The 19,797-nt window shown below is 70.3% G+C and carries 15 protein-coding genes; 6 read left to right on the top strand and 9 right to left on the bottom strand.

Going from position 1 to position 19,797, the window contains the following annotated elements:
• The first annotated feature begins 8 nt into the window (after positions 1-8).
• From ACNI65_RS07895 to ACNI65_RS07870, 6 genes are read left to right on the top strand one after another with little or no spacing between them, the layout of a single operon-like run.
• Complete coding sequence (locus ACNI65_RS07895) at positions 9-1,295, top strand: glycosyltransferase (RefSeq protein WP_416762239.1); 1,287 nt, start codon at positions 9-11, stop codon at positions 1,293-1,295.
• A complete protein-coding gene (locus ACNI65_RS07890) occupies positions 1,292-2,434 on the top strand; it encodes a GNAT family N-acetyltransferase (RefSeq protein WP_416762238.1) in 1,143 nt (380 codons plus the stop codon). Before ACNI65_RS07895 ends, ACNI65_RS07890 begins: the two co-directional genes overlap by 4 nt.
• On the top strand, positions 2,431-3,438 hold the full coding sequence (locus tag ACNI65_RS07885; RefSeq protein ID WP_416762237.1) for a glycosyltransferase family 2 protein: 1,008 nt from the start codon (positions 2,431-2,433) through the stop codon (positions 3,436-3,438). Before ACNI65_RS07890 ends, ACNI65_RS07885 begins: the two co-directional genes overlap by 4 nt.
• Positions 3,439-3,448: 10 nt before the next feature.
• Entirely contained in the window at positions 3,449-4,912 is a 1,464-nt protein-coding gene (locus tag ACNI65_RS07880; protein ID WP_416762236.1) for a lipopolysaccharide biosynthesis protein, read from the top strand.
• The gene (locus tag ACNI65_RS07875) at positions 4,909-5,901 is read left to right on the top strand and encodes a glycosyltransferase family 2 protein (protein WP_416762235.1); all 993 of its coding nucleotides are present in this window, start codon (positions 4,909-4,911) and stop codon (positions 5,899-5,901) included. The genes ACNI65_RS07880 and ACNI65_RS07875 overlap by 4 nt, the downstream gene beginning before the upstream one ends.
• A gap of 14 nt (positions 5,902-5,915) precedes the next feature.
• Entirely contained in the window at positions 5,916-7,583 is a 1,668-nt protein-coding gene (locus ACNI65_RS07870) for an asparagine synthetase B family protein (protein WP_416762234.1), read from the top strand.
• A 24-nt stretch (positions 7,584-7,607) separates the two neighbouring features.
• Here the strand turns inward: ACNI65_RS07870 and ACNI65_RS07865 are convergent, their stop codons facing one another.
• From ACNI65_RS07865 to ACNI65_RS07825, 9 genes are all read right to left on the bottom strand, one after another.
• Positions 7,608-8,897: a hypothetical protein gene (locus tag ACNI65_RS07865; RefSeq protein WP_416762233.1), complete on the bottom strand. Its 1,290-nt coding sequence runs from the start codon at positions 8,895-8,897 to the stop codon at positions 7,608-7,610.
• 194 nt (positions 8,898-9,091) lie between these two features.
• On the bottom strand, positions 9,092-10,054 hold the full coding sequence (locus ACNI65_RS07860) for a polysaccharide deacetylase family protein (RefSeq protein ID WP_416762232.1): 963 nt from the start codon (positions 10,052-10,054) through the stop codon (positions 9,092-9,094).
• On the bottom strand, positions 10,054-11,370 hold the full coding sequence (locus tag ACNI65_RS07855) for a putative O-glycosylation ligase, exosortase A system-associated (RefSeq protein ID WP_416762231.1): 1,317 nt from the start codon (positions 11,368-11,370) through the stop codon (positions 10,054-10,056). The genes ACNI65_RS07860 and ACNI65_RS07855 overlap by 1 nt, the downstream gene beginning before the upstream one ends.
• Entirely contained in the window at positions 11,363-12,565 is a 1,203-nt protein-coding gene (locus ACNI65_RS07850) for a glycosyltransferase family 4 protein (protein ID WP_416763588.1), read from the bottom strand. The genes ACNI65_RS07855 and ACNI65_RS07850 overlap by 8 nt, the downstream gene beginning before the upstream one ends.
• A gap of 6 nt (positions 12,566-12,571) precedes the next feature.
• A complete protein-coding gene (locus tag ACNI65_RS07845; protein WP_416762230.1) occupies positions 12,572-13,777 on the bottom strand; it encodes a glycosyltransferase family 4 protein in 1,206 nt (401 codons plus the stop codon).
• Positions 13,778-13,797: 20 nt separating this feature from the next.
• Positions 13,798-15,714 carry an XrtA/PEP-CTERM system amidotransferase gene (locus tag ACNI65_RS07840; protein WP_416762229.1) on the bottom strand — a complete coding sequence of 639 codons (1,917 nt, stop codon included), beginning with the start codon at positions 15,712-15,714 and terminating at the stop codon, positions 13,798-13,800.
• Positions 15,715-15,728: 14 nt separating this feature from the next.
• Positions 15,729-16,922, bottom strand: coding sequence for a TIGR03088 family PEP-CTERM/XrtA system glycosyltransferase (locus ACNI65_RS07835; RefSeq protein WP_416762228.1), 1,194 nt, complete (start codon positions 16,920-16,922; stop codon positions 15,729-15,731).
• Complete coding sequence (gene xrtA / locus ACNI65_RS07830; protein ID WP_416762227.1) at positions 16,919-18,547, bottom strand: exosortase A; 1,629 nt, start codon at positions 18,545-18,547, stop codon at positions 16,919-16,921. Before xrtA ends, ACNI65_RS07835 begins: the two co-directional genes overlap by 4 nt.
• Positions 18,544-19,797: a TIGR03087 family PEP-CTERM/XrtA system glycosyltransferase gene (locus ACNI65_RS07825; protein WP_416762226.1), complete on the bottom strand. Its 1,254-nt coding sequence runs from the start codon at positions 19,795-19,797 to the stop codon at positions 18,544-18,546. The genes xrtA and ACNI65_RS07825 overlap by 4 nt, the downstream gene beginning before the upstream one ends.

Below are 19,797 nucleotides of genomic sequence, written 5' to 3'. Positions count from 1 at the left end.
GGCCCAGGATGAAGCGCGTGCTCATGGTGTCCTTCCAGTTCCCGCCGATGGCGGGGACCAGCGGCGTGCAGCGCGCCCTGCGCTTCGCGCAGCAGCTGCCCGCCGCGGGCTGGACGCCCAGCGTGCTGACCGCGCATCCGCGCGTGCACGCGCACACCGGCGAGGACCTGATCGGCGAGATCCCGCCCGGGCTGAACGTGCGCCGCGCCTTCGCGCTGGACGCCGCGCGCCACCTGTCGGTGGGCGGGCGGTATCCCGGCTTCCTCGCCAGTCCTGATCGCTGGAAGAGCTGGCTGCTGGGCGCCTTGCCCGCCGGGCTGGCGATGATCCGTGCCGAGCGGCCCGATGCGATCTGGAGCAGCTATCCCATTCCCACCGCGCATGTCATCGCCTACTGGCTCTCGCGCCTGAGCGGGCTGCCCTGGGTCGCGGACTTCCGCGATCCGATGGCGCATGACGGCTATCCGGCCGATCCGGCGCTGTGGCAGCGCTACGCGGCGATCGAGCGCCAGGTGTTCTCGCGCGCCGCGCGTTTCACCTTCACGACGCCCGGCGCGGCCCGGCTCTACGCGAAGCGCTTCCCCGAGGCCGCCGAGCGCATCCGCGTGATCGAGAACGGCTACAGCGAGGACGCCTTCCGGCAAGCGGAGGCAGGACTCGGGCGCTCGGCCGAGTCCGCTCGCGGAGCCAACCCGCGCGGTCCACGCGTGGTCGTGCACAGCGGCATCGTCTATCCCGACTGGCGCAGCCCGGTGCGGCTGTTCGAGGCGCTGGCCGCGGCGAAGGCCGAGGGCCGCGTCGACGCGTCGCGCCTGCGGCTGCGTTTCCGCGCCAGCGGCCACGACGATTTCGTGCGCGATCTGGCGGCCCGCCACGGCGTGAGCGAGCTCATCGAGCTCGCCCCGCTGCTGCCCTACGCCGACGCGCTGGCGGAGATGCTGCGCGCCGATGCGCTCTTGCTGCTGCAGTCCAACGACTGCAACGACCAGATCCCCGCCAAGGCCTATGAATACCTGCGCGCGCGGCGCCCGGTGCTGACGCTGGCCGATCCGGCCGGCGACACCGCGCAGCTGATGCGCCGCGCCGGCCTGCCGCACGGTGCCGCGCTGGAGGACGGCCCCGGCGTGGCGCTGGCGCTCGACCGTTTCCTCGACGACCTGTTCCACGACCGTGCCGCGCTGCCCGCGCCGCCGGCCATCGCCGCCGCCTCGCGCGAGTCCCGCACCGGCGAGCTCGCCCGCGTGCTCGACGAGGCCTGCGCCCCCCGAATGCCTACCGCCGAGGCTCGCCCATGATGTCGACGACCCCGAGTTCCTCTCCCGGCGCCACGCGCTGGACCCTCGTCCCGCTGCCCGGCGCCGCCGCCTTCGCCCCGCACGCCGCCGCGTGGGACGCGCTGCAGGCCCGCGTCACGCCGCTGCCCTTCCTGGAAAGCGCCTTCCTGGCGCCGCTGCTGGACGTGTTCGGTTCCGGCAAGGAGCGCCTGGCGCTGCGCGGCGATCCGCGCGCGCCCAGCGCCGCGGCGATCGTGACGCCGGTCGGCAAGGGCCAGTGGGCGACCTTCCAACCGTCGCAGCTGCCGCTGGGCGCCTGGCTGAGCGCGGCCGGCGAGCCGCTGGAGCCGCTCGCCCAGGGCCTGCTGCGCGCGCTGCCGCTGCCCGCGCTGGCACTGGGGCTGACGCAGATCGACAGCCTCTTCCACCCGCGCGCGGCTGACGACGCGCGCTGGTTCGGCCAGGCCTACATCGACACCGCGTGGGTCGAGCTCAGCGGCGACTTCGACACCTACTGGGAAGCGCGCGGCAAGAACCTGCGCCAGAACCTGCGCAAGCAGGCCAAGAAGCTGGAGACCGCCGGCACCGCCACGCGGCTCGAATGCCTGACCGCGCCCGAGGACGTCGCGACCGCGCTGACCCATTACGGGCGGCTGGAAGCCAGCGGCTGGAAGGGCCAGGAAGGCACGGCCATCGCGCCCGGACACCCGCAGTACGAGTTCTACCGGGCGATGCTCGAGGGCTTCGCGCGCAAGGGCCGCGCGCGGATCTACCAGTACTGGTTCGACGACGCGGTCGTTGCCATGGACCTGTGCATCGAGTCCGGCGGCAAGATCGTGATTCTCAAGACCGCCTACGACGAGGCCCACAAGGCCGTGTCGCCGTCCACGCTGATGCGGCAGTTGCAGTTCCACCAGCTGTTCGAGGCGGCGGCTGCCGGCGGCCCGCTGCGCCGCATCGAGTTCTACGGCAAGGTCATGGAGTGGCACACCCGCTGGACCGAGAACGCCCGCCCGGTCTATCACGCCACGCTGTTCCGCTGGGCCTGGCTGCCCGCACTCAAGCGTCTGCTGAAGGGCAACGACAAAACGGAACCCGCCCCCTCACCCGATGCCGGCCTCACACGGCCGCAAGCCGATATCCAGGGAGCTTCCCAATGAACCCGTCCCCGCCGCTGATCGCCGTCGTCATCCCGCACTTCCAGCGCCAGCCGGGGCTGCTGCCCAAGGCGCTGGCCTCGTGCTTCGCGCAGACGATCGCCGACCGCCTCCACGTCATCGTCGTCGACGACGAGTCGCCCGTGTCCGCGCAGTCCGAGATCGACGCCCATCCCGAGTTCCCCCGCGCGCAGCTCACCGTGCACCGCAAGGCCAACGGCGGCGCGGGCTCCGCGCGCAACAAGGCGCTGGACCTGGTGCCCGCGGGCACGACCTTCGTGGCCTTCCTGGACTCGGACGACGACTGGCGCCCGCAGCACCTGGAGAACGCGCTGGCCGTGATGGGCGATCGCTTCGACGGCTACTTCGCCGACTGGTGGTCCTTCAACCATCCGGACCAGACCAACTTCCAGCGCATCGGCACGCTGAACAAGCCGCACACCGAGATCAGCGCGCAACCGCCGGGCTTCGATCTGGGCGTGTCCCCGCTGGAGCACATCCTGAGCGACGGCGGCGGGCTGATCCAGACCTCCACCGTGGTCTACCGCTTCGACCGCTTCCCGGCGCTGCGATTCCGCGAGGAGTTCTTCAACGGCCAGGACTTCTTCTTCTGGATGGACCTGGGCGCCGGCGGCGCGACCTTCTGCTTCTCCACCGAGGTCGACTGCAACAACGGCGAGGGCATCAACATTTACCAGGGCGCGGGCTGGGGCACGGAGCGATCGCTGCACCGCATGCGCAACGAGCTGTTCGTGTGGACCTCGGTGCCGCGCTTCTACACGCTGACCGACACGCAGCACCGCAACAACCAGCGCACCATCCGCAACCTGCAGCAGGACGTCATGCGCGACCTGCTGCACCGCGTGCGCCACGGCAAGCCGATCAACTTCAAGCTCGTGCGCGACATCGCGCGCTTCGATCCGACCTTCGTGCTCTACGCCGCCGCGGTGCCCTTCCGCGTGCTGGGCGAGAAGCTGTTCCGCCGCTCCGGGAGCGCGCCCGCATGAAGGAGCGCGCATGAGCGGCAAGGTGCGCGGGGCCCTGATCTGGTCCTTCGCGGAACGCTACGCCAGCCTGGTCGTCACGCTGGCCTCGACGATGCTGCTGGCGCGGCTGCTCACGCCGCAGGAGATCGGCGTGTTCTCGGTGTGCGCGGCCTTCGTCACGATCGCCACCGTGCTGCGGGACTTCGGCATCAGCGAGTACCTGATCCAGGAGAAGCAGCTCGACGACGAGAAGCTGCGCGCGGCGTATGCCGGCGCGATCGTGATCGGCTGGGGCGTGGGCGCGATCGCGATGCTCGCGCGCCATCCGCTGGCGGTCTACCTGAAGGAGCCCGCGGTCGTCGAGGTGATCGGCATCCTCGCGCTGAACTTCGCGATCCTGCCGTTCGCGTCGCCGGCGTTCGCGCTGCTCAACCGCAACCTGCAGTTCCGCCGCATCTTCGTCATCCAGTTCTCGTCGAGCTTCGTGCATGCGGGCACCGGCGTGATCCTGGCGATGAACGGCTTCGGCTTCCGCAGCCTGGCCTGGGCCAGCGTGGCCAACACCGCGTTCCAGGCGCTGCTGCTGCTGGTCATGCGCTCGCCGGGCACGCTGCTGATGCCCAGCTTCAAGGGCATGCGGCATGTCTTCGGCTACGGCTCGTACTTCGTGCTGAGCCGGCTGCTGGAGACCTTCACCCGCAACGCCCATGAGTTCATCATCGCGCGCAGCTTCGGGCTGACCTCGGTGGGCCTGTTCAGCCGCGCGCTGGGGCTGCTGGAGATGTTCTATTCGAATGTCACCTCGGCCGTGCTGCGCGTGGCCACGCCGGTCTTCGCCGACCAGCACCGCTCGGGCACCGACCTGTCGGTGACCTACGCGCAGAGCACCGCGCTGATGACGGCCATCGCCTGGCCCTTCTTCGGCTACGTGGCGCTGATGTCCCACGACATCATGCGGCTGCTGCTCGGGCCGCAGTGGGACGCCGCGGCGCCGATCTGCAGCCTGCTGGCGCTGGCCATCATGCCGACCTACCTCTACAGCTTCGGCCCCAACCTGCTCAACGCCACGGGCAACGTGTCCAAGCGGCTGCGCATCAACCTGATCTACAGCCCGGTCCACCTGGTGGTGCTGGTGATCGCGTCGCGCTTCAACCTCGAGACGCTGGCCGCGTCGTGGGTGGTGAGCCACCTGGTGGCGCTGTCGCTCTACGTCTACTACATGCGCACGCTGCTGGGCGCGTCCACGCGCACGCTGCTCGGTCCCAGCCTGAAGAGCGCGCTGGTGGCGGCGGGCTCGATCGGGCCGCAGGCGCTGATGGCGCAGGCGGGGCATCACTACGACTGGCCACTGCTGGTGAACCTGCTCACGACCGGCGCGGCCGGGCTGGCGGGCCTGGTGATCACCGCGCAGGGCCTGCACCATCCGCTGGCGATCGAACTCTCCCGCGCGTTCCACGGCCTGCGTCAACGCATGACGAAACGGGTGGCCTCATGAGCGTCGACACGTCCAAGCCTTCGGTCGCCTGCGTCATCGTCAGCTTCAACGGCGGACCGTGGATGGCGGACTGCCTGCGCGCGCTGCGCGAGAGCACGGTGCCGATGCGGGTGATCGTCGTGGACAACGCGTCCTCGGACGACACGCGCGCGATCGTCGCCGGTTTCCCCGAGGTGACGCTGCTGCCACAGGACGAGAACCTGGGCTTCGGCCGCGCCAACAACATCGGCATCGCGCGCGCGCTGGCCGATGGCGCGCAGCAGGTCTTCATCCTGAACCAGGACACGGTGCTCGCGCCGGACTGCCTCGAGCACCTGTCGCGCGAGGCCGCGGCCGATCCCGCGCTGGGCATCCTGTGCCCGCTGCAACTGGGCGGCGACGGCGCCGCGATGGACCCGACCTTCCTGCGCTACTACGTCGCGCCGCACGCGACGGCCTACCTCACCGACGCGGTGATGGGCCACGCGATCGCCGGCCACTACCGCGCGCATGCGCTGCCGGCCGCCGCGTGGCTGTTCACGCGCGAGTTCCTCGAGCAGGTCGGCGGTTTCGATCCGCTGTTCTTCCTGTACTGCGAGGACGACGACCTGTGCGCCCGCGCGCGCCATCACGGCTTCGGCATCGCGCTCGTGCCGGCGGCCCGCTTCCGCCACCTGCGCGGCTTCCACGCGCCGGCCTCGTCGATGTCCTCGTCGCAGTTGCTGCGCAAGCGGCGCTCGCGGCTGCGCTCGATCGTCGTCAACGACATCAAGCGCCCCGAGGGCCGTTTCGGCCGCAACGCCTGGTACGCGCTGGCGGGGCAGACGCTGCAGTCGGCGCAGCAGCTGTTCGTGTATTTCAACTGGGTGGAGGCCGTCGCGGGATGGGCGGCCGTGCTGCGCGTGCTGCCCGAACTGCCGCGCATCCGCCGTCACCGCGACGCGTGCCTGACGCGCGGCGCGCACTGGCTCCCCCTTCCGGATCGCCTTCAGGGACACCAAGAACAATGACCATGACGATGAGCATGAGCACCGCCTCCTTCCTCTCCACGGGCCAGCCCGCGTTCCCGGGCTCGCCGGGCCTGGGCACCGACACGTCCCCCGCGCAGCGCGAGGCTGCCTGGCAGACGCTGCTGTCGGCGAGCGATCCGGTGCCGGCGCTGGCGCAGGTCGGCGGGCGCTTCTCGGTGGCCTGGCGCCAGCCGAGCGGCCGCGTGGTGATGGCCACGGACCGCTTCGGCATCGAGCCGCTGTGCTACCGCATCGTCGGTCAGGAGCTGCGCTTCGCCACGCGCGCGGACGACCTCGCGGGCGACGACGCCGACCTCGATCCGCAAGCGCTCTTCGACTACCTGTACTTCCACGTGATCCCGTCGCCGCGGACGGTGTTCCGCAACATCTTCCGGCTGCCGCCGGGGCATGTGGCGATCTTCGAGCGCGGCGAGCTGCGCGTGATGCCGTACTGGGTGCCGACCTTCCGCGCCGATCCCGCGCCGCGGCTGGAGGACCTGAAGGACGAGTTCAAGCAGATCCTGGAGCGCTCGGTGCAGCGGTCGATGCACGGCGGCGATGCCGCGTGTTTCCTGAGCGGCGGCACGGACAGCTCCACCGTCGCGGGCATGCTGAGCCGCGTCGCGGGCCGAGCGGCGGACACCTACTCGATCGGTTTCGAGGCCGAGGGTTACGACGAGATGGCGTTCGCGCGCATCGCCGCGAAGCACTTCGGCTGCCGGCATCACGAGTACTACGTGACGCCCAAGGACCTGGTGGACGGCATCGCCAAGGTCGCCACGCATTACGACCAGCCTTTCGGCAACAGCTCGGCGCTGCCGGCGTATTACTGCGCGCGCCGCGCCCACGACAACGGCGTGCGTCACCTGCTGGCGGGCGACGGCGGGGATGAGCTCTTCGGCGGCAACACGCGTTATGCGAAGCAGACGGTGTTCTCGTGGTACGGCGAGGTGCCCGCGCCGCTGCGCGACTTCGTGCTGCAGCCGGTGTTCGGCTCGCCCATCGGCAAGCTGCCGCTGCTCAAGAAGGGCGCGAGCTACATCGATCAGGCGCGCGTGCCGATGCCGGACCGGCTGCAGAGCTACAACCTGCTGACGCGGCTGGGCATGGGCGAGGTGCTGGAGATGGACTTCCTGCGCCGCGTGGATCCGCTGGGGCCGCAGAAGCAGCAGCGCCAGGTGTGGAACACGGTGAAGACCGGGCAGCTGGTGGACCGCATGCTGGCTTTCGACTGGCGCTACACGCTGGCCGACACGGACCTGCCCAAGGTCGTGGGCACGACGGCGCTGGCGGGGACCTCGGTGGGCTTCCCGATGCTGGACGACGAGCTGCTGGCGTTCTCGCAGCGGCTGCCGGCGGATTACAAGCTCAAGGGGCTGAAGCTGCGCTGGTTCTTCAAGGAGGCGCTGCGCGGGTTCCTGCCCGACGAGATCATCGTGAAGAAGAAGCAGGGCTTCGGTCTGCCCTTCGGCGTGTGGGCGACGCGCGACGACGGCCTGCGCGCGCTGGCGACCGATTCGCTGGGCAGTCTGGCGACGCGCGGCATCGTGCGCCCGGACTTCATCCAGAGCCTGCTCAGCCATCGCCTGCCGGAACACCCCGGCTACTACGGCGAGATGGTGTGGATCCTCATGATGCTGGAGCAGTGGCTCCGCGGCAGGCGGCCGAACTATCGGGTGTGAGCGCGTCCGCGCTCGACGTCTCGATCAGGAGACGAGTCTCGGTGCCCCCTGCTCGCTCGCGACGCTGAGCAGCGCCGACACGGGTTGCCCGCCCGGGGCGGCCAACCCGAACTCGACGGCAGGATCCAGGGACAGGATCCAGCGTTGGAAGCGGGCGTGCTCGAAGACGAAACCAAGTCCTCGCCAGATCAGGCCGCGCGCCACGAGCACGTTGAGCGCATCGCTGATCTCCCCTTCCGTGAACTCCGGCGGCGCCGGCAGTTTCCGCCTCGCCTGCACCAGCGCGGCAGTCAGCCGCTTGCACCAGAGCTGGAAAGGTGCGAACTCCGGGCCCGCCTCGGCCATCACACGCGAGAGCGCCAGGGGCAGATCCGGCAGGTCACGCAGGTGAAGCAAAAATTCGGTCTTGCCGTCATCCGCGCACTCTTCGACGAGCAGATGAAACATTCGGTCGATGACATGCTGGGGATTGCCGTCGTAGCTGGCGAGCACCTGACACACCGAGATGAGGTCCCGCGGCCGGTGCAGAAGCCGGTCAAACGCGGATGCCATCAGGCCTGACGACGGCCGCCCGCGCACCGGGACCTGGGCGTGCAGCCACTGCAGGTAATCGCCGCCCAATGGCGGGAGCGCGCGCACGGTCGCGCCGTGGAAGGCGTCCTCCTTGCCGAAGGTCATCTTCCGAAGCTTGTGAGCGTGCGAGCCCGTGGCCAGGATGCGGGGACCCGGACGCGCGTCGACGTTGAGGCTGTTGACCGAGCGCGCCAGGCTGAGCAGCACCCGTCGGCCGTGGTCCGAGGTCTGCGTCCGTTGGACCTCATCCAGCAGCAAGATCAGCCGGCGCCCCGTTTTCGCGGAGAGTGCGCGCAACATCTTGAGCACCCCTTTGAAGTCGTCGGCTTCCGCCTGCACCGGACTCATCTGCATGCCGCCGAGGCTGAGCCCGGTCAGGCCCAGCTTCCTGGCCGTCCGCCGGACAACGCCGTCCTGGGACTGCAGTTCCGCGCACAGCGTCTGCAGGATGACGGCGCCAGGCTCCGCCTCCTCGTGGGCCATGAAGTCGATGACGATCGGATACAGAGAGGGATCCGAGCGCAGGAGCGGCAGGAGGTCGTGGCGCAAGAACGTGCTCTTGCCGGTGAACCTGCCGCCTGTGAGCAGCAGACCCCTGCTCCGTGCCACAGACAGCAAGTCCTGGACCGTGGCCGCGGCCAATGCAGGCCGTGGGAACAGGGGCGCGTGTTCCGCGACGCGCGCGTACACCTCGACCTGATGGGCAAAACGTTGGAAAGACGGGATGGGTGCTTGAAGCATGAGAACCTCCAAGCCACCCATTCTTGGTCCGGGTTCAGACCTCGCTGAGAAGCCACCGGCCCGAAGCGGGGCGAGTCGTTGGGCAAGACCCACGAACACCACCGCGACCTTGATGGATCACAACGAACGCGCCGGGAAGTCGCAAGGATCCGCCCAAGGTCGTGCCCGTCTTTCGCCGGATGCGGCAGGCCGCCTCACACCACCGCGAACGGCCGGCGCATGCGTGCGTTGCGCATCATGCGGGCGGCGAACATCGTCATCGAGTCGCCCCAGGGCGTGTAGCGCGGCAGCTGGAACAGGTCGGCACCGGGCAGCGCCACGCCGGGCGAGGTGCTCACGGCGGCTTCGAAACCCAGCTCGCGCAGCATCGCCGCGTGACCCGCGTCGTAGTCGCGCACCGGACGGCCGTTCGGATACGCGAAGCTGCGGATCGGCCGGCCCAGCAGCGCGGCGAGTTGGTCCCGCCCCCGCGCCACCTGCTCCCGCGCGCCCTCGGGCGTGAGCGTCGTCAGCACCGTGTGGTCCACCGTGTGACCACCGATCTCGTGCCCCGCCTGCGCGAGCTCGCGCAGTTGCGCATCCGAGAGCATCAGGTCCTCGGGCAGCCCGGACACCGGCACCGCGGCCAGCATCCGCGCCACCTGCGCGTCGCGCTCCGCCGGTGCCAGGTACTTCAGCTGCACCTGCAGCGCGGTCACGGCCGTCAAGCGGTCCTCGACGGTCGCCACCGCATGCGTGCCCATGTCCACCGCGCTCAGGTCCAGCACCGGCCCCGGCACGCGCCGCACGAATTCGATGACGGTGTCGCTGAACATGCGGCCGCCATTGAGAAAACCGGTCGCGACGAACACCGTCGCGCGCACGCCGTGCCGCGCCAGGATCGGATGCGCGACGGTCCAGTTGTCCGCGTAGCCGTCATCGAAGGTGATGCAGGCCGCGCGCGCGGGCAGGCGGCCCTCGCGCAGCGCGGCCGCCGCGTCGCCCACCGTCATCAGCGTGAAGTGCCGAGCCAGGAAGGCCACCTGCGCCTCGAAACGCGCCGCGTCAATCTCGCCCGGACGCAGCGCGTCGGGCGACGGCAGCACGCGGTGATAGATCAGGATGCTCAGCGCCGGCGCGCCGCGCGGCCAGCCCAGCAGGCTCAGCGAGGCCAGCATCACGCACCTCCCCAGTACGGCGAATGCACGTCGCGCGGTGCCTTGCCCGCGGCGATCGCGGCCTGCTTGCGCTCGGTCATCTCCGCCGCCACGATCCGATTCACCACCACGACGATCAGCACCAGGTAGTACGGCAAGTCGAAATACACCAGGCTCAGGAAGGCCCCGCCCGTCGCATACCCGATCAGGCCCACCTGGCACATCGCCGCGAGGTCGCGCGCCCATTGCAGCTCGGGCAGCCCCTTGCTGGCCTGGATCGTCGCGCTGGCCAGGCGCCAGGTCGTGAAGAAGATCCCGATGAAGACGAACAGGCCGAAGAAGCCGTGCTCGCCCATCGCCTGGAAGTAGATGCTGTGCGCGGTCAGCGGAATCGACGGATCCGGCGCGTAACGCGCGAACACCGCCGGACCGGCCACCGTGAAGCCGCCGCCGAAGGGGAACAAATCGGTCGCCAGCCGCCAGGCCATGTGCCAGGCGTTGATCCGCCCCAGCGCCGACGCGTCCTGGTCGTAGGTCTTGATCGTGTTCATGCGGTCCGACCAGCTGTCGGGCATGAACATGAAGATCAGCGGCAGCGCCAGCAGCACCACCATCGCCAGCGGCAGCTTGTTGCGGCTCTTCATCCACATGAAGAACGACATCGCGATGATCGCCAGGAACGCGCCGCGCGACTGCGACCCCACCGCCGAGGCCATGCACAGCAGCATCGCGCCACCCGCGAGCCAGCGCTGCCACTTCTTCGTCGACTGCAGCTGCAGGTAGCGGATCAGCGGCACCGTCATGATGGTGGCCAGCGCCAGCGAGTTGTTGTCCTCGATGAACGAGCCCTCCGGTCCCCACACCCGCGCCGAGCCGCCCGAGAGCACCGTGAACACGCCACCCTTGATGCCGTAATAGCCGATCGAGATCACCAGCACCAGCACCAGCCAGTCCAGGTCGCGCCGCCGCTTCACCACGAGCAGCGACACCAGCACCATCAGCAGCACCTTGAACGCGCGCGACCAGAAGTGCATCTCCTTGTCCGGATAGAACGAGAACAGCAGCGGCGAGACCCCGATCCACACGATCCAGATCCCGAGCAGGATGGTCACCGCGTTGACGGGGAACTTCACCAGCTTGTCGCGATGGATCAGCAGCGTGGTGAACAGCACCAGCGCGATCACCATCGACCAGGGCGCCTCGCGCGCGAAGCCGTAGGCCAGGCGATGCGGGTTCATCACCCCCATCCACACCCAGCCCAGCACGCCCCACATCGGGTCCTTGAAGGTCTTGTAGATCAGGGCCAGGAACAGGCCCAGCAGCAGCAGGTCACGCATGGCGCAACTCCGGCGACCGACGCGCGGCCAGGATGCGATGGAAGAGATCGAGCTGGCCCTGCGTCGTCGCATCCCAGCTGAAGAGCTCGGCATAGCGCCGCGTGTCCGCGCGCTCGCGCGGCGACTGCCGCAGCCGGCGCACCGCCTCGGCCACGCCGGCGGCGGTGCGCTCGGGCATCAGCTCGCCGGCCTCGGGACGGGCCACCACCTCGGGCGTGCCCCAGACATTGGACGCCGCGACCGGCGTGCCGCAGGCCATCGCCTCCAGCAGCACATTGGCCCAGCCCTCGCGGCTCGAGGCCAGCACCAGCGCGTCGACGCCGGTGTAGACCTCGCGCAGCCGCGGCTGCGGCAGCGCGCCCAGGAAACGCACGCGCGATGCCACGCCCAGCGACTCCGCCAGGCGGCGCAACGCGCCCTCCTCCGGTCCGGCGCCGGCGATCAGCAGGTCCACGTCGGGCAGCTCGGCCAGCGCGCCGATCACGAGTTCATGGCCCTTGCGCTCGATCAGGTGGCCCACCGAGGCCAGCGTGAAGCGCCCGGGCGCGAGCTGCAGGGCGGTGCGCGCCTCGTCGCGTCCGCCCGGATGGAACAGCGACAGGTCCACGCCGTTGCGCAGCGCGGTCACCTTGGCCGCGTCGGCGCCCAGCGCGACGAGCTCGTCCTTGAGCGCCTCGCACACGGTGATCATCGCGTCGGCCTGCCCGGCCGCGCGCAGGATCAGCTTGCGCGGGAACGCGTACTGCGGAATCAGGTTGATGTCGGTGCCGCGCGCGGTGATCACCACGGGCTTGCCGAGCGCGCGCGCCACCATCACCGCGGCCACGCCGTCGGGATAGAAGTAGTGCGCGTCGATCAGGTCGAAGTCGTAGCCGCTGGCCTGCAGCCGGCGCGCCTCGCGCAGGAAGGTCCAGGCCAGCGTGTAGGGCGCGCTGCTCATGCCCACCTTGGGCAGGCGCAGGAAGCGCGGATGCGCGATGTCCAGCCCGTGGCGCGTCTCGCGCCTGGGCGTGGCGGCGAACTTGCCGTACTCGCCGAAACGCTCGCCCTTGAGCGGGAACCAGGGCACCGGCGCGATCACGCGCGACTGCGCCTGGACCGAGGCCACGAGGTGGCGCAGGCGCGTCTCCACGAAGATGCCGTGGCTGGGCATCACCGCGCTCGGATACAGCGTCGAGAAGGTCAGCAGCTTCAGCATCGCTCAGGCCTTCGCGTCGGAAGCCGGCGCCGCGCGGGCGCCCTGCCCGTTGCGCAGCGCCTGGCCCAGCGCGACCACGCGACGCGCGTTGCCGTGCCAGGTCAGGTGCAGGCGGCCGATGGTCGCGCGCGCGCCCTCGCCCAGCCGGCGGCGCAGCGCGGCGTCCGCGCTCAGCCGCGCCAGCTGGATCTCCAGCGCCCCCGGCTCGGCCGGGTCGAACAGCAACGCGTTGCCGTCGTGGTCCAGCACTTCCTCGATGTTGGGCGTGCTCGGCGCGACGATGGCCTTGCCCAGCGCCAGGTATTCGAAGAGCTTGAGCGGCGACGCATACGCCACCACCGCGGGTTGCAGCGCGATGTCGAAGGCGGCCACGTGGGCAGGCACCGCGTCGCGCGAGACGACGCCGGTGAAACGCACGCGCTCGCCCAGGGCCAGCTCCGCGGCGAGCCGCTCGAGGTTGTCCCGCTCGGGCCCGTCGCCGACCACCAGCAGCCGCGCGTTGGCGGGCGCGGCCTCGGTGGCCATCCAGCGGATCACCTTGTCCATGCCATGCCAGTCGCGCACGAAACCGGTGAAGCCCAGCACCAGCGCGTCGTCCCAGCCCAGCGCCCGCTTCGCGGCCTCGGGGGTCGGGGCCTCGTCGAAGTGCGCCTCGTTGATGCCGTTGGGGATGACGACCATGCGCTCGGCGGGCACGCCGCGCGCGGCGATCATCGATCCCAGCACCTGCGTCACCGGCAGCACCGCGTCGGCGCCGCGCCAGACCTTGTCCTCGGCCCAGCGGGCCACGCGCGGCAGCGCCAGGCCGCCGAACTTCGCGCGCTCGTCCACCAGCGGCGCGTTGACCTCCAGCAGCAGCGGCACGCCCAGCCGGCGCTTGAGCATCAGCCCGCTGAGCAGGTAGAGGTTGTAGCGCTCGTAGATCAGGTCGGGCTGGAAGTCCCGCGCCGCGGCGGCCAGTCGACGGTAGGCCACCAGCGAGTACGCCAGCTCCAGCAGCTCGTACACGGCCTTGGGCAGCTTGGCGCGCAGGCGATGCACCCAGCCCGCGTCGTCGCCCATCTTCGACTTCTCTTCCGGCGCCGACTCGCCGCCCGGCGCGACCACGCGCACCTCATGGCCGAGCGCGCGCAGCGAGCCGATCATCTCCTCGATGTGGACCGCCTGCCCGTCCTTGGACGCGGTGCGATGGTGATATAGGATCTTCATCCGTGGAGTCCGCTCAACGCTCACGCGGCCTCGCGCATCGACGACGCACCCATCACATTCCGCAGGAACGCGTCGTACATCAGCAGCGTCCACAGCGGCGTGCTGTGATCGCGGCTGCCGTTCTCATGCTGCTCGACCATCTGGCCCACGGCCTTCAAGTCGAACATGCCGGAATCGGCCAGCGGGCCGCCCAGCAGCGCGCCGCGCACGCGCTGGCGCAGCGGGCCGCGGAACCAGCGGTTCAGCGGCACCGCGAAGCCCATCTTGGGCCGGTACAGCACGTCGTTGGGCAGATGCGGTTCCAGCGTCTTCTTGAACAGGTACTTGCCCTCGCCGCCGCGCAGCTTCAGGTGGGACGGCAGCGTGGCCAGCCACTCGACCAGCGGGTGGTCCATCAGCGGCTCGCGCACCTCCAGCGAATGCGCCATCGACGCGCGGTCGACCTTGGTGTTGATGTCGCCGACCAGGTAGGTCTGCAGGTCGATGTACTGGATCAGCGCCAGCGGATCGTCGGTGTTGGCCCGCTCGGCGTGCTGCAGGAAGAGCTCACGCGCGTTGTAGCCGCCGAGCTCCGACTTGAAACGCGCGCTGTACAGCGGCATGCGTTCGTTGTCGCGGATCACGGACATCGTGTGGAAGTAGGCCTCGACCGAGTTGCGCGCGAGCGCCTGGAAGGTCGTCTTGGCGCGGAACACGCGCGGCGCCCAGTCTGCCTTCGGGTAGAGCTTGCCCAGCGTGCCGAACAGCGGCTTGCGCAGCCCCAGCGGCAGGCTGGCGCGCATGCGCTCCTCCATCATGTGCAGCTTGTAGCGGCGGTAGCCGCCGAAGCTCTCATCGCCGCCGTCGCCCGACAGCGCCACCGTCACGTGCTTGCGCGCGAGCTGGCAGACACGGTAGGTCGGGATCGCGGAGCTGTCGGCATAGGGCTCGTCGTACAGACGCGCCAGCGTGTCGATCAGGTCGAAGTCGTCGCTCTGGACGGTCTCGACGTGGTGCTCGGTCTGGTAGCGGTCCGCGACCATCTGCGCGAACTCGGACTCGTTGTACTGCGGGTCGTCGAACGCGATCGAGCAGGTCTTCACCGGGCCGTTGGTCTCGCCGGCCATCATCGCGACAACGGCGCTCGAGTCCACGCCGCCCGACAGGAAGGCGCCCAGCGGCACTTCCGAGATCAGGCGCAGCTTGACCGACTCGCGCAGCCGGCGCGTGAGTTCCTCCTGCGCCTGCAGCTCGTCGATCTTGTTGTCGGTCGTGAAGTTCACGTCCCAGTAGCGGCGCGGCTGGCCCAGCGGCTCGCCGCGCTTGATGACGAGCGTGTGCGCCGGCGGCAGCTTCAGCGCCTGGCGGAAGATGGTGCGCGGCTCGGCGACGTAGCCCAGCGCGAAGTACTCCTCCACCGCCTGCGGCACGATGTCGCGCTTCATCGCCGGATGCGCCAGCAGCGCCTTCAGCTCGGAGCCGAAGACCAGCGTGCCGTCGTCCAGCAGCGCGTAGAACATCGGCTTCACGCCGAGCCGGTCACGCGCCATGAAGAGCTGGTCACGCGCCTTGTCCCATAGGACGAAGGCGAACATGCCGCGCAGCTTGTTCACGCAGTTCTCGCCCCACGCCGACCAGGCGTGCACGATGGCCTCGGTGTCGCTCTTGGTCTGGAACTGATACCCCAGCGCGATCAGCTCGTCGGTGAGCTCGCGGTAGTTGTAGATCTCGCCGTTGAAGACGATGCCCACCGAATGGTCCGCGTTGAACAGCGGCTGCTGGCCCGTGGCGATGTCGATGATGGACAGGCGCCGGTGGCCGAAAGCCAGGCCGGGCTGCAGGTGGATGGAGCCCTCGTCCGGCCCGCGGTGGTGCAGCGAGTCGTTGATGCGATGCATCAGCGCGCCGTCGAAGTCGCGCCGCCCCCGGGTGTCGAAGAGTCCGCTGATTCCGCACATGGTCCTATCCCGTGTCAGTTCTTGTGGCTGGCGGCATTGTGGCCGCGCAGCGTGTCATACAGGCCCTGGTACCTCGCGACCATGGCCCGCATGCTGAAATCCTGCTCGACGCGCGCGCGGCCCGCCTCGCCCATCGCCGCGGCCAGCGCCGGATCGCGCGCCAGGCGCAGCAGCGCCGCGGCCATCGCCGCCGGATCCGCGGCGGGCACGAGCAGCCCGCTCACGCCGCGCGTGACGAGGTCGGCATTGCCGCCGACCTCGGTGGCCACCACCGGCAGCCCACTGGCCATCGCCTCGAGGATGGTGTTGGAGATGCCCTCGGCCAGCGACGGCAGCGCGAAGACGTGCAGGCCGCGCATCACCACGGGCACGTCGGTGCGCTCGCCCGGCAGCCAGGCCAGGTCCGCCAGACCCGCGTCGTCGAGCAGCGCCTGGCACTGCGCCCGCAGCGGCCCGTCGCCGATCAGCACCAGCCGCGCGGTGGCGCGCAGCTCGGGTGCCTGGCCGATCAGCGCGATGAAGGCGCGCGTCAGCATCAGCTGGTCCTTCACCGGCGCCATGCGGCCCACGGTGCCGATCAGCCAGTGCGTCGCCGGATCGAAGGGGCAGCCCGGGATGGGCTCCACGCGGCTGCGCTGGAAGCGCTGCGTGTCCACGCCGTTGACGAACTGGCTCACGCGCGCGGGCGGCACGCCGACCGGACCGGTCAGGTAGTCGCCCAGGTCGCGCGACAGCGCGATGTAGTGCGACACGAAGGGCTTGTAGAAACGCCGCACGCGCTGGTACACGCGATTGCGGCCATCGAGGTCGCCGACATCGCGGCCGTGCTCGCCGTGGATGCGCACCGGCACGCGCGCGGCCCACGCGGGCAGCTGCACTTCCAGCGCGGAGAGATTGCGGCTGTGCACGATCGCGGGCCGGAGCTCGCGGAACAGCCGATACAGCTTGGGATACAGCCAGAAGCCCTGCCCCGGCGGCTTGTTCAGCGCGATGCACCGGACATCGTCGCGCTGCAGCCGCTGGCGGAAATCGGTGACCTCGGTCAGCGCCACGATCGCGTGCCGGTACCGGTCCGCGGGCATGTGGTTGATCAGGTTGACGACGCCGTTCTCGAGCCCGCCCGTGTCGAAGCGGTACATCACGTGCAGCACCAGCGGCCGCGGGTCCGCCGCGTCGCGCGCGCGCGCCACGCTCAGGTCGGCGCTCATGGGGCGCTCCTCGCGGCGGCCTTGCCGTCCGTGCTCGTGCCGGCGCCTGCGTCGCGCAGCTGATGCAGCTCCGCGTCGATCGCGCCCCAGTGCTGGCGCAGGAAAGCGTCCAGCCGCTGCGGCGCCTGCTCGTCGGCATCGGTGTAGACCAGCACCAGCGCGGCGTCATCACCATGACCCTTGAGGCGCTCCCAGGCGCCCCACAGCCGCGCGCGCAACGCGCTCGTCATCGGCTGGCCGTTGATCCAGTAGACATGCCACACCAGCATCCGCGGCGCGGTGATCGCATCCAGCGACGCGGCGCGGACCTGCGTGCTCAGCACCGGGATCGCGGCGGCGGTGGCAGCGGAAGATCCGGCCGGCGTGAAGCTCGCGCCACCCTGCCCGGTCACGGCCCAGTGCTTGTCCTCGGCCGCGATGACCGCGTTGCTGGAGCTGACCAGCTTGCGTTCGTAGTCCTGATCGCGGAAGTACTGCAGGTGCAGGCCCACGCGGGGCTCGGTCGCGCCCGCGGCGCTGAACTGCTGATGGCGCGCGGCGTTGGCGCCCTCGAAGCCCGGCGACCAGGCGTCCGACGGCACGACCTGCGAGGTCCAGCCCGGCGCGGCGGCCACGGCCGGCAGCGTGTCGATGGGCGCGGTGTGGCCCTGGCGCAGCCAGGCCCCGGCGGCCATCGGCAGCGCCAGCGCGAGCAGCACGGCGGCGAAGGCCGGCCAGCCAGCCGACGCGCCCGCAGGGCGCCCACCGTCGGGCGCGGGTGGCACCAGCGGCAGCTCGGGCTGCGCCCAGCGCGCGCCGATCAGGAACATCGCCAGCATCACCAGCCCGAAGAACAGCCAGCCGTAGATCAGGTGGTCCACGCCCACGGCCAGCGTGTTGCCGGAGAGGTGGCCGATCATCACGATCAGGTAGGCGCGCGCCCAGTTGGCCACCAGCGGCAGCGCCAGCGCGAAGGCGATGAAGCCCAGGCGGCGGCGCGTCGAGTGATAGCTCAGGTAGGCGTACAGCGTGCCCACCATCGCCGAGGCGATCAGGTAACGCACGCCGGAGCAGGCTTCCACGACCGACCACTGGCCGCTCGGGATGATGAACTGCAGGCCTTCCTGATAGACCGGCAGGCCGCTCAGGCGCAGCGCGACGACGGTGAACCGCGCGGTCCAGTCCATCAGCTGGGGCAGCAGGAACTCGCCCACCGGCACGCAGAAGAACAGGAAGCCCAGCGGGAAGGCCATCTCGCGCGCGACGCGCCAGCCCAGCACCGCGGGCACGAGCAGCACCAGCATCGCCACGAGCGCGAACTGCGTGGCGGCGTTGATCGCGGCGAAGTCGGCGAACAGCCAGACCGCGCCCAGCGCCACGATGGGCAGCGCCAGCCAAGGCACGGGCCGCGGCGTCAGCGGGGTCACCATCGCGCGGCGGCGCCAGGCCAGCCAGATCACGATCGGCGGCACGAGGAAGGCATGCGTGAACGTGCCCGAGCGCCACCAGATCGCCACCATGCCCAGCGCCGTCTGGCGGTACAGCACCAGCAGCGCGAGTATCAGCAGCACCAGCGCCACGAGCGGACCGCGCCACGCCGGCGGCAGACCCGGGGAACGCAGCACGGACGGCGTGGTCGCGCTCATGCGGCCTGCCCCTGCGCGCCATGCAGGCCGGCCGCGCCCGCCTGCGGCAGGTAGCCGTCGAGCTTGGCCAGATGGGCCTGCCAGCTGAACTGGCGCAGCACGCGCTCGCGCGCCTGCTGGCCGATGGCCTGCGCCCGCGTCGGCGCGCTGAGCAGCGCGTGCACGAGCTCCAGGTAATCGGCCGCGCTGTCGGCCGACAGCACGTCCTGGCCGGCCAGCACGCCGTCCGCGCCCAGCGCCTCGACGCACGAGCGCGCGGCGACGACGGGACGGCCCACGGCCATCGCCTCCAGGATCTTGTTCTGCACGCCGCGCGCCAGTCGCAGCGGCGCGACCACCGCCGCGGCATGCTGCAGATAGGGCCGCACATCGGGCACCGTGCCGGTCACGCGCACCGCGTCGCCGGCCAGCGCCAGCACCGCAGGCGTGGGCGCGCGGCCCACGATGGTGAAGCGCAGCGTGGGCCAGCGCCGGCGCAGCTCGGGCAGCACCTCGGCGGCGAACCACTGCACCGCGTCGACGTTGGGCCAGTAGTCCATCGCGCCGGTGAAGACCAGCGGCAGCTCATCGGCCTCGAACGGGTTGGCCTGCTGCGGCAGCGGGGCGAAGTAGCCGCTGTCCACGCCGTTGCCCAGCGCCTCCACCGGCGCGCCGGTGGCCGACAGCCGCTGGAACAGCGCCTTCTCGCCCTCGGTGACGAAGAACGAGCAGCGCGCCTGCTCCGCCACGCGGCGCTCGTAGGCCAGCAGCTCGCGGCCCTCGCGCCGGTACAGCCACGACATCGGCCAGCGGTGCGCCTGGGCGTAATCGGTCCACTTGGCCGAGTCCACGTCCACGAAGTCGATCAGCATCGGCACCGGACCGGCGATGGCGCGCAGCTGCTCGGCGTACTGCGCCATCGTCGACGAGAACACCACGATCGCATCGAAGCGCTGCTCGCGCGCGATGCGGTCGATCCACGCACGCATCGCGCGGTGACGGTAGTACGGCAGGCTCAGCGCCTCGCCCGTGACCAGGCCGCGCAGGCTGGCCACGCGCGACAGCAGCGGATTGAGGTCGGCGGCGAAGACCTGCTCGCACTGGCGCTCGAGCTCGGGCACATGCGCCCAGTCCTCGGGATCGTCGACGAAGGTGGCGAGCCACACCTTGTGGTGGGCCCCCAGGTGCTTGAGCAGGTGGTACGACCGCAGCTTGTCGCCCTTGTTGGGCGGATACGGCAGGCGGTGGACCAGATAGAGGATGTTGGCCAT

Source organism: Roseateles sp. So40a (assembly GCF_048081605.1).
In the GTDB taxonomy this organism is placed as follows: Bacteria; Pseudomonadota; Gammaproteobacteria; order Burkholderiales; family Burkholderiaceae_C; genus Roseateles.
Note: the sequence above shows the minus strand (reverse complement) of the source record. Positions and strands in the feature narration are given on the sequence as shown.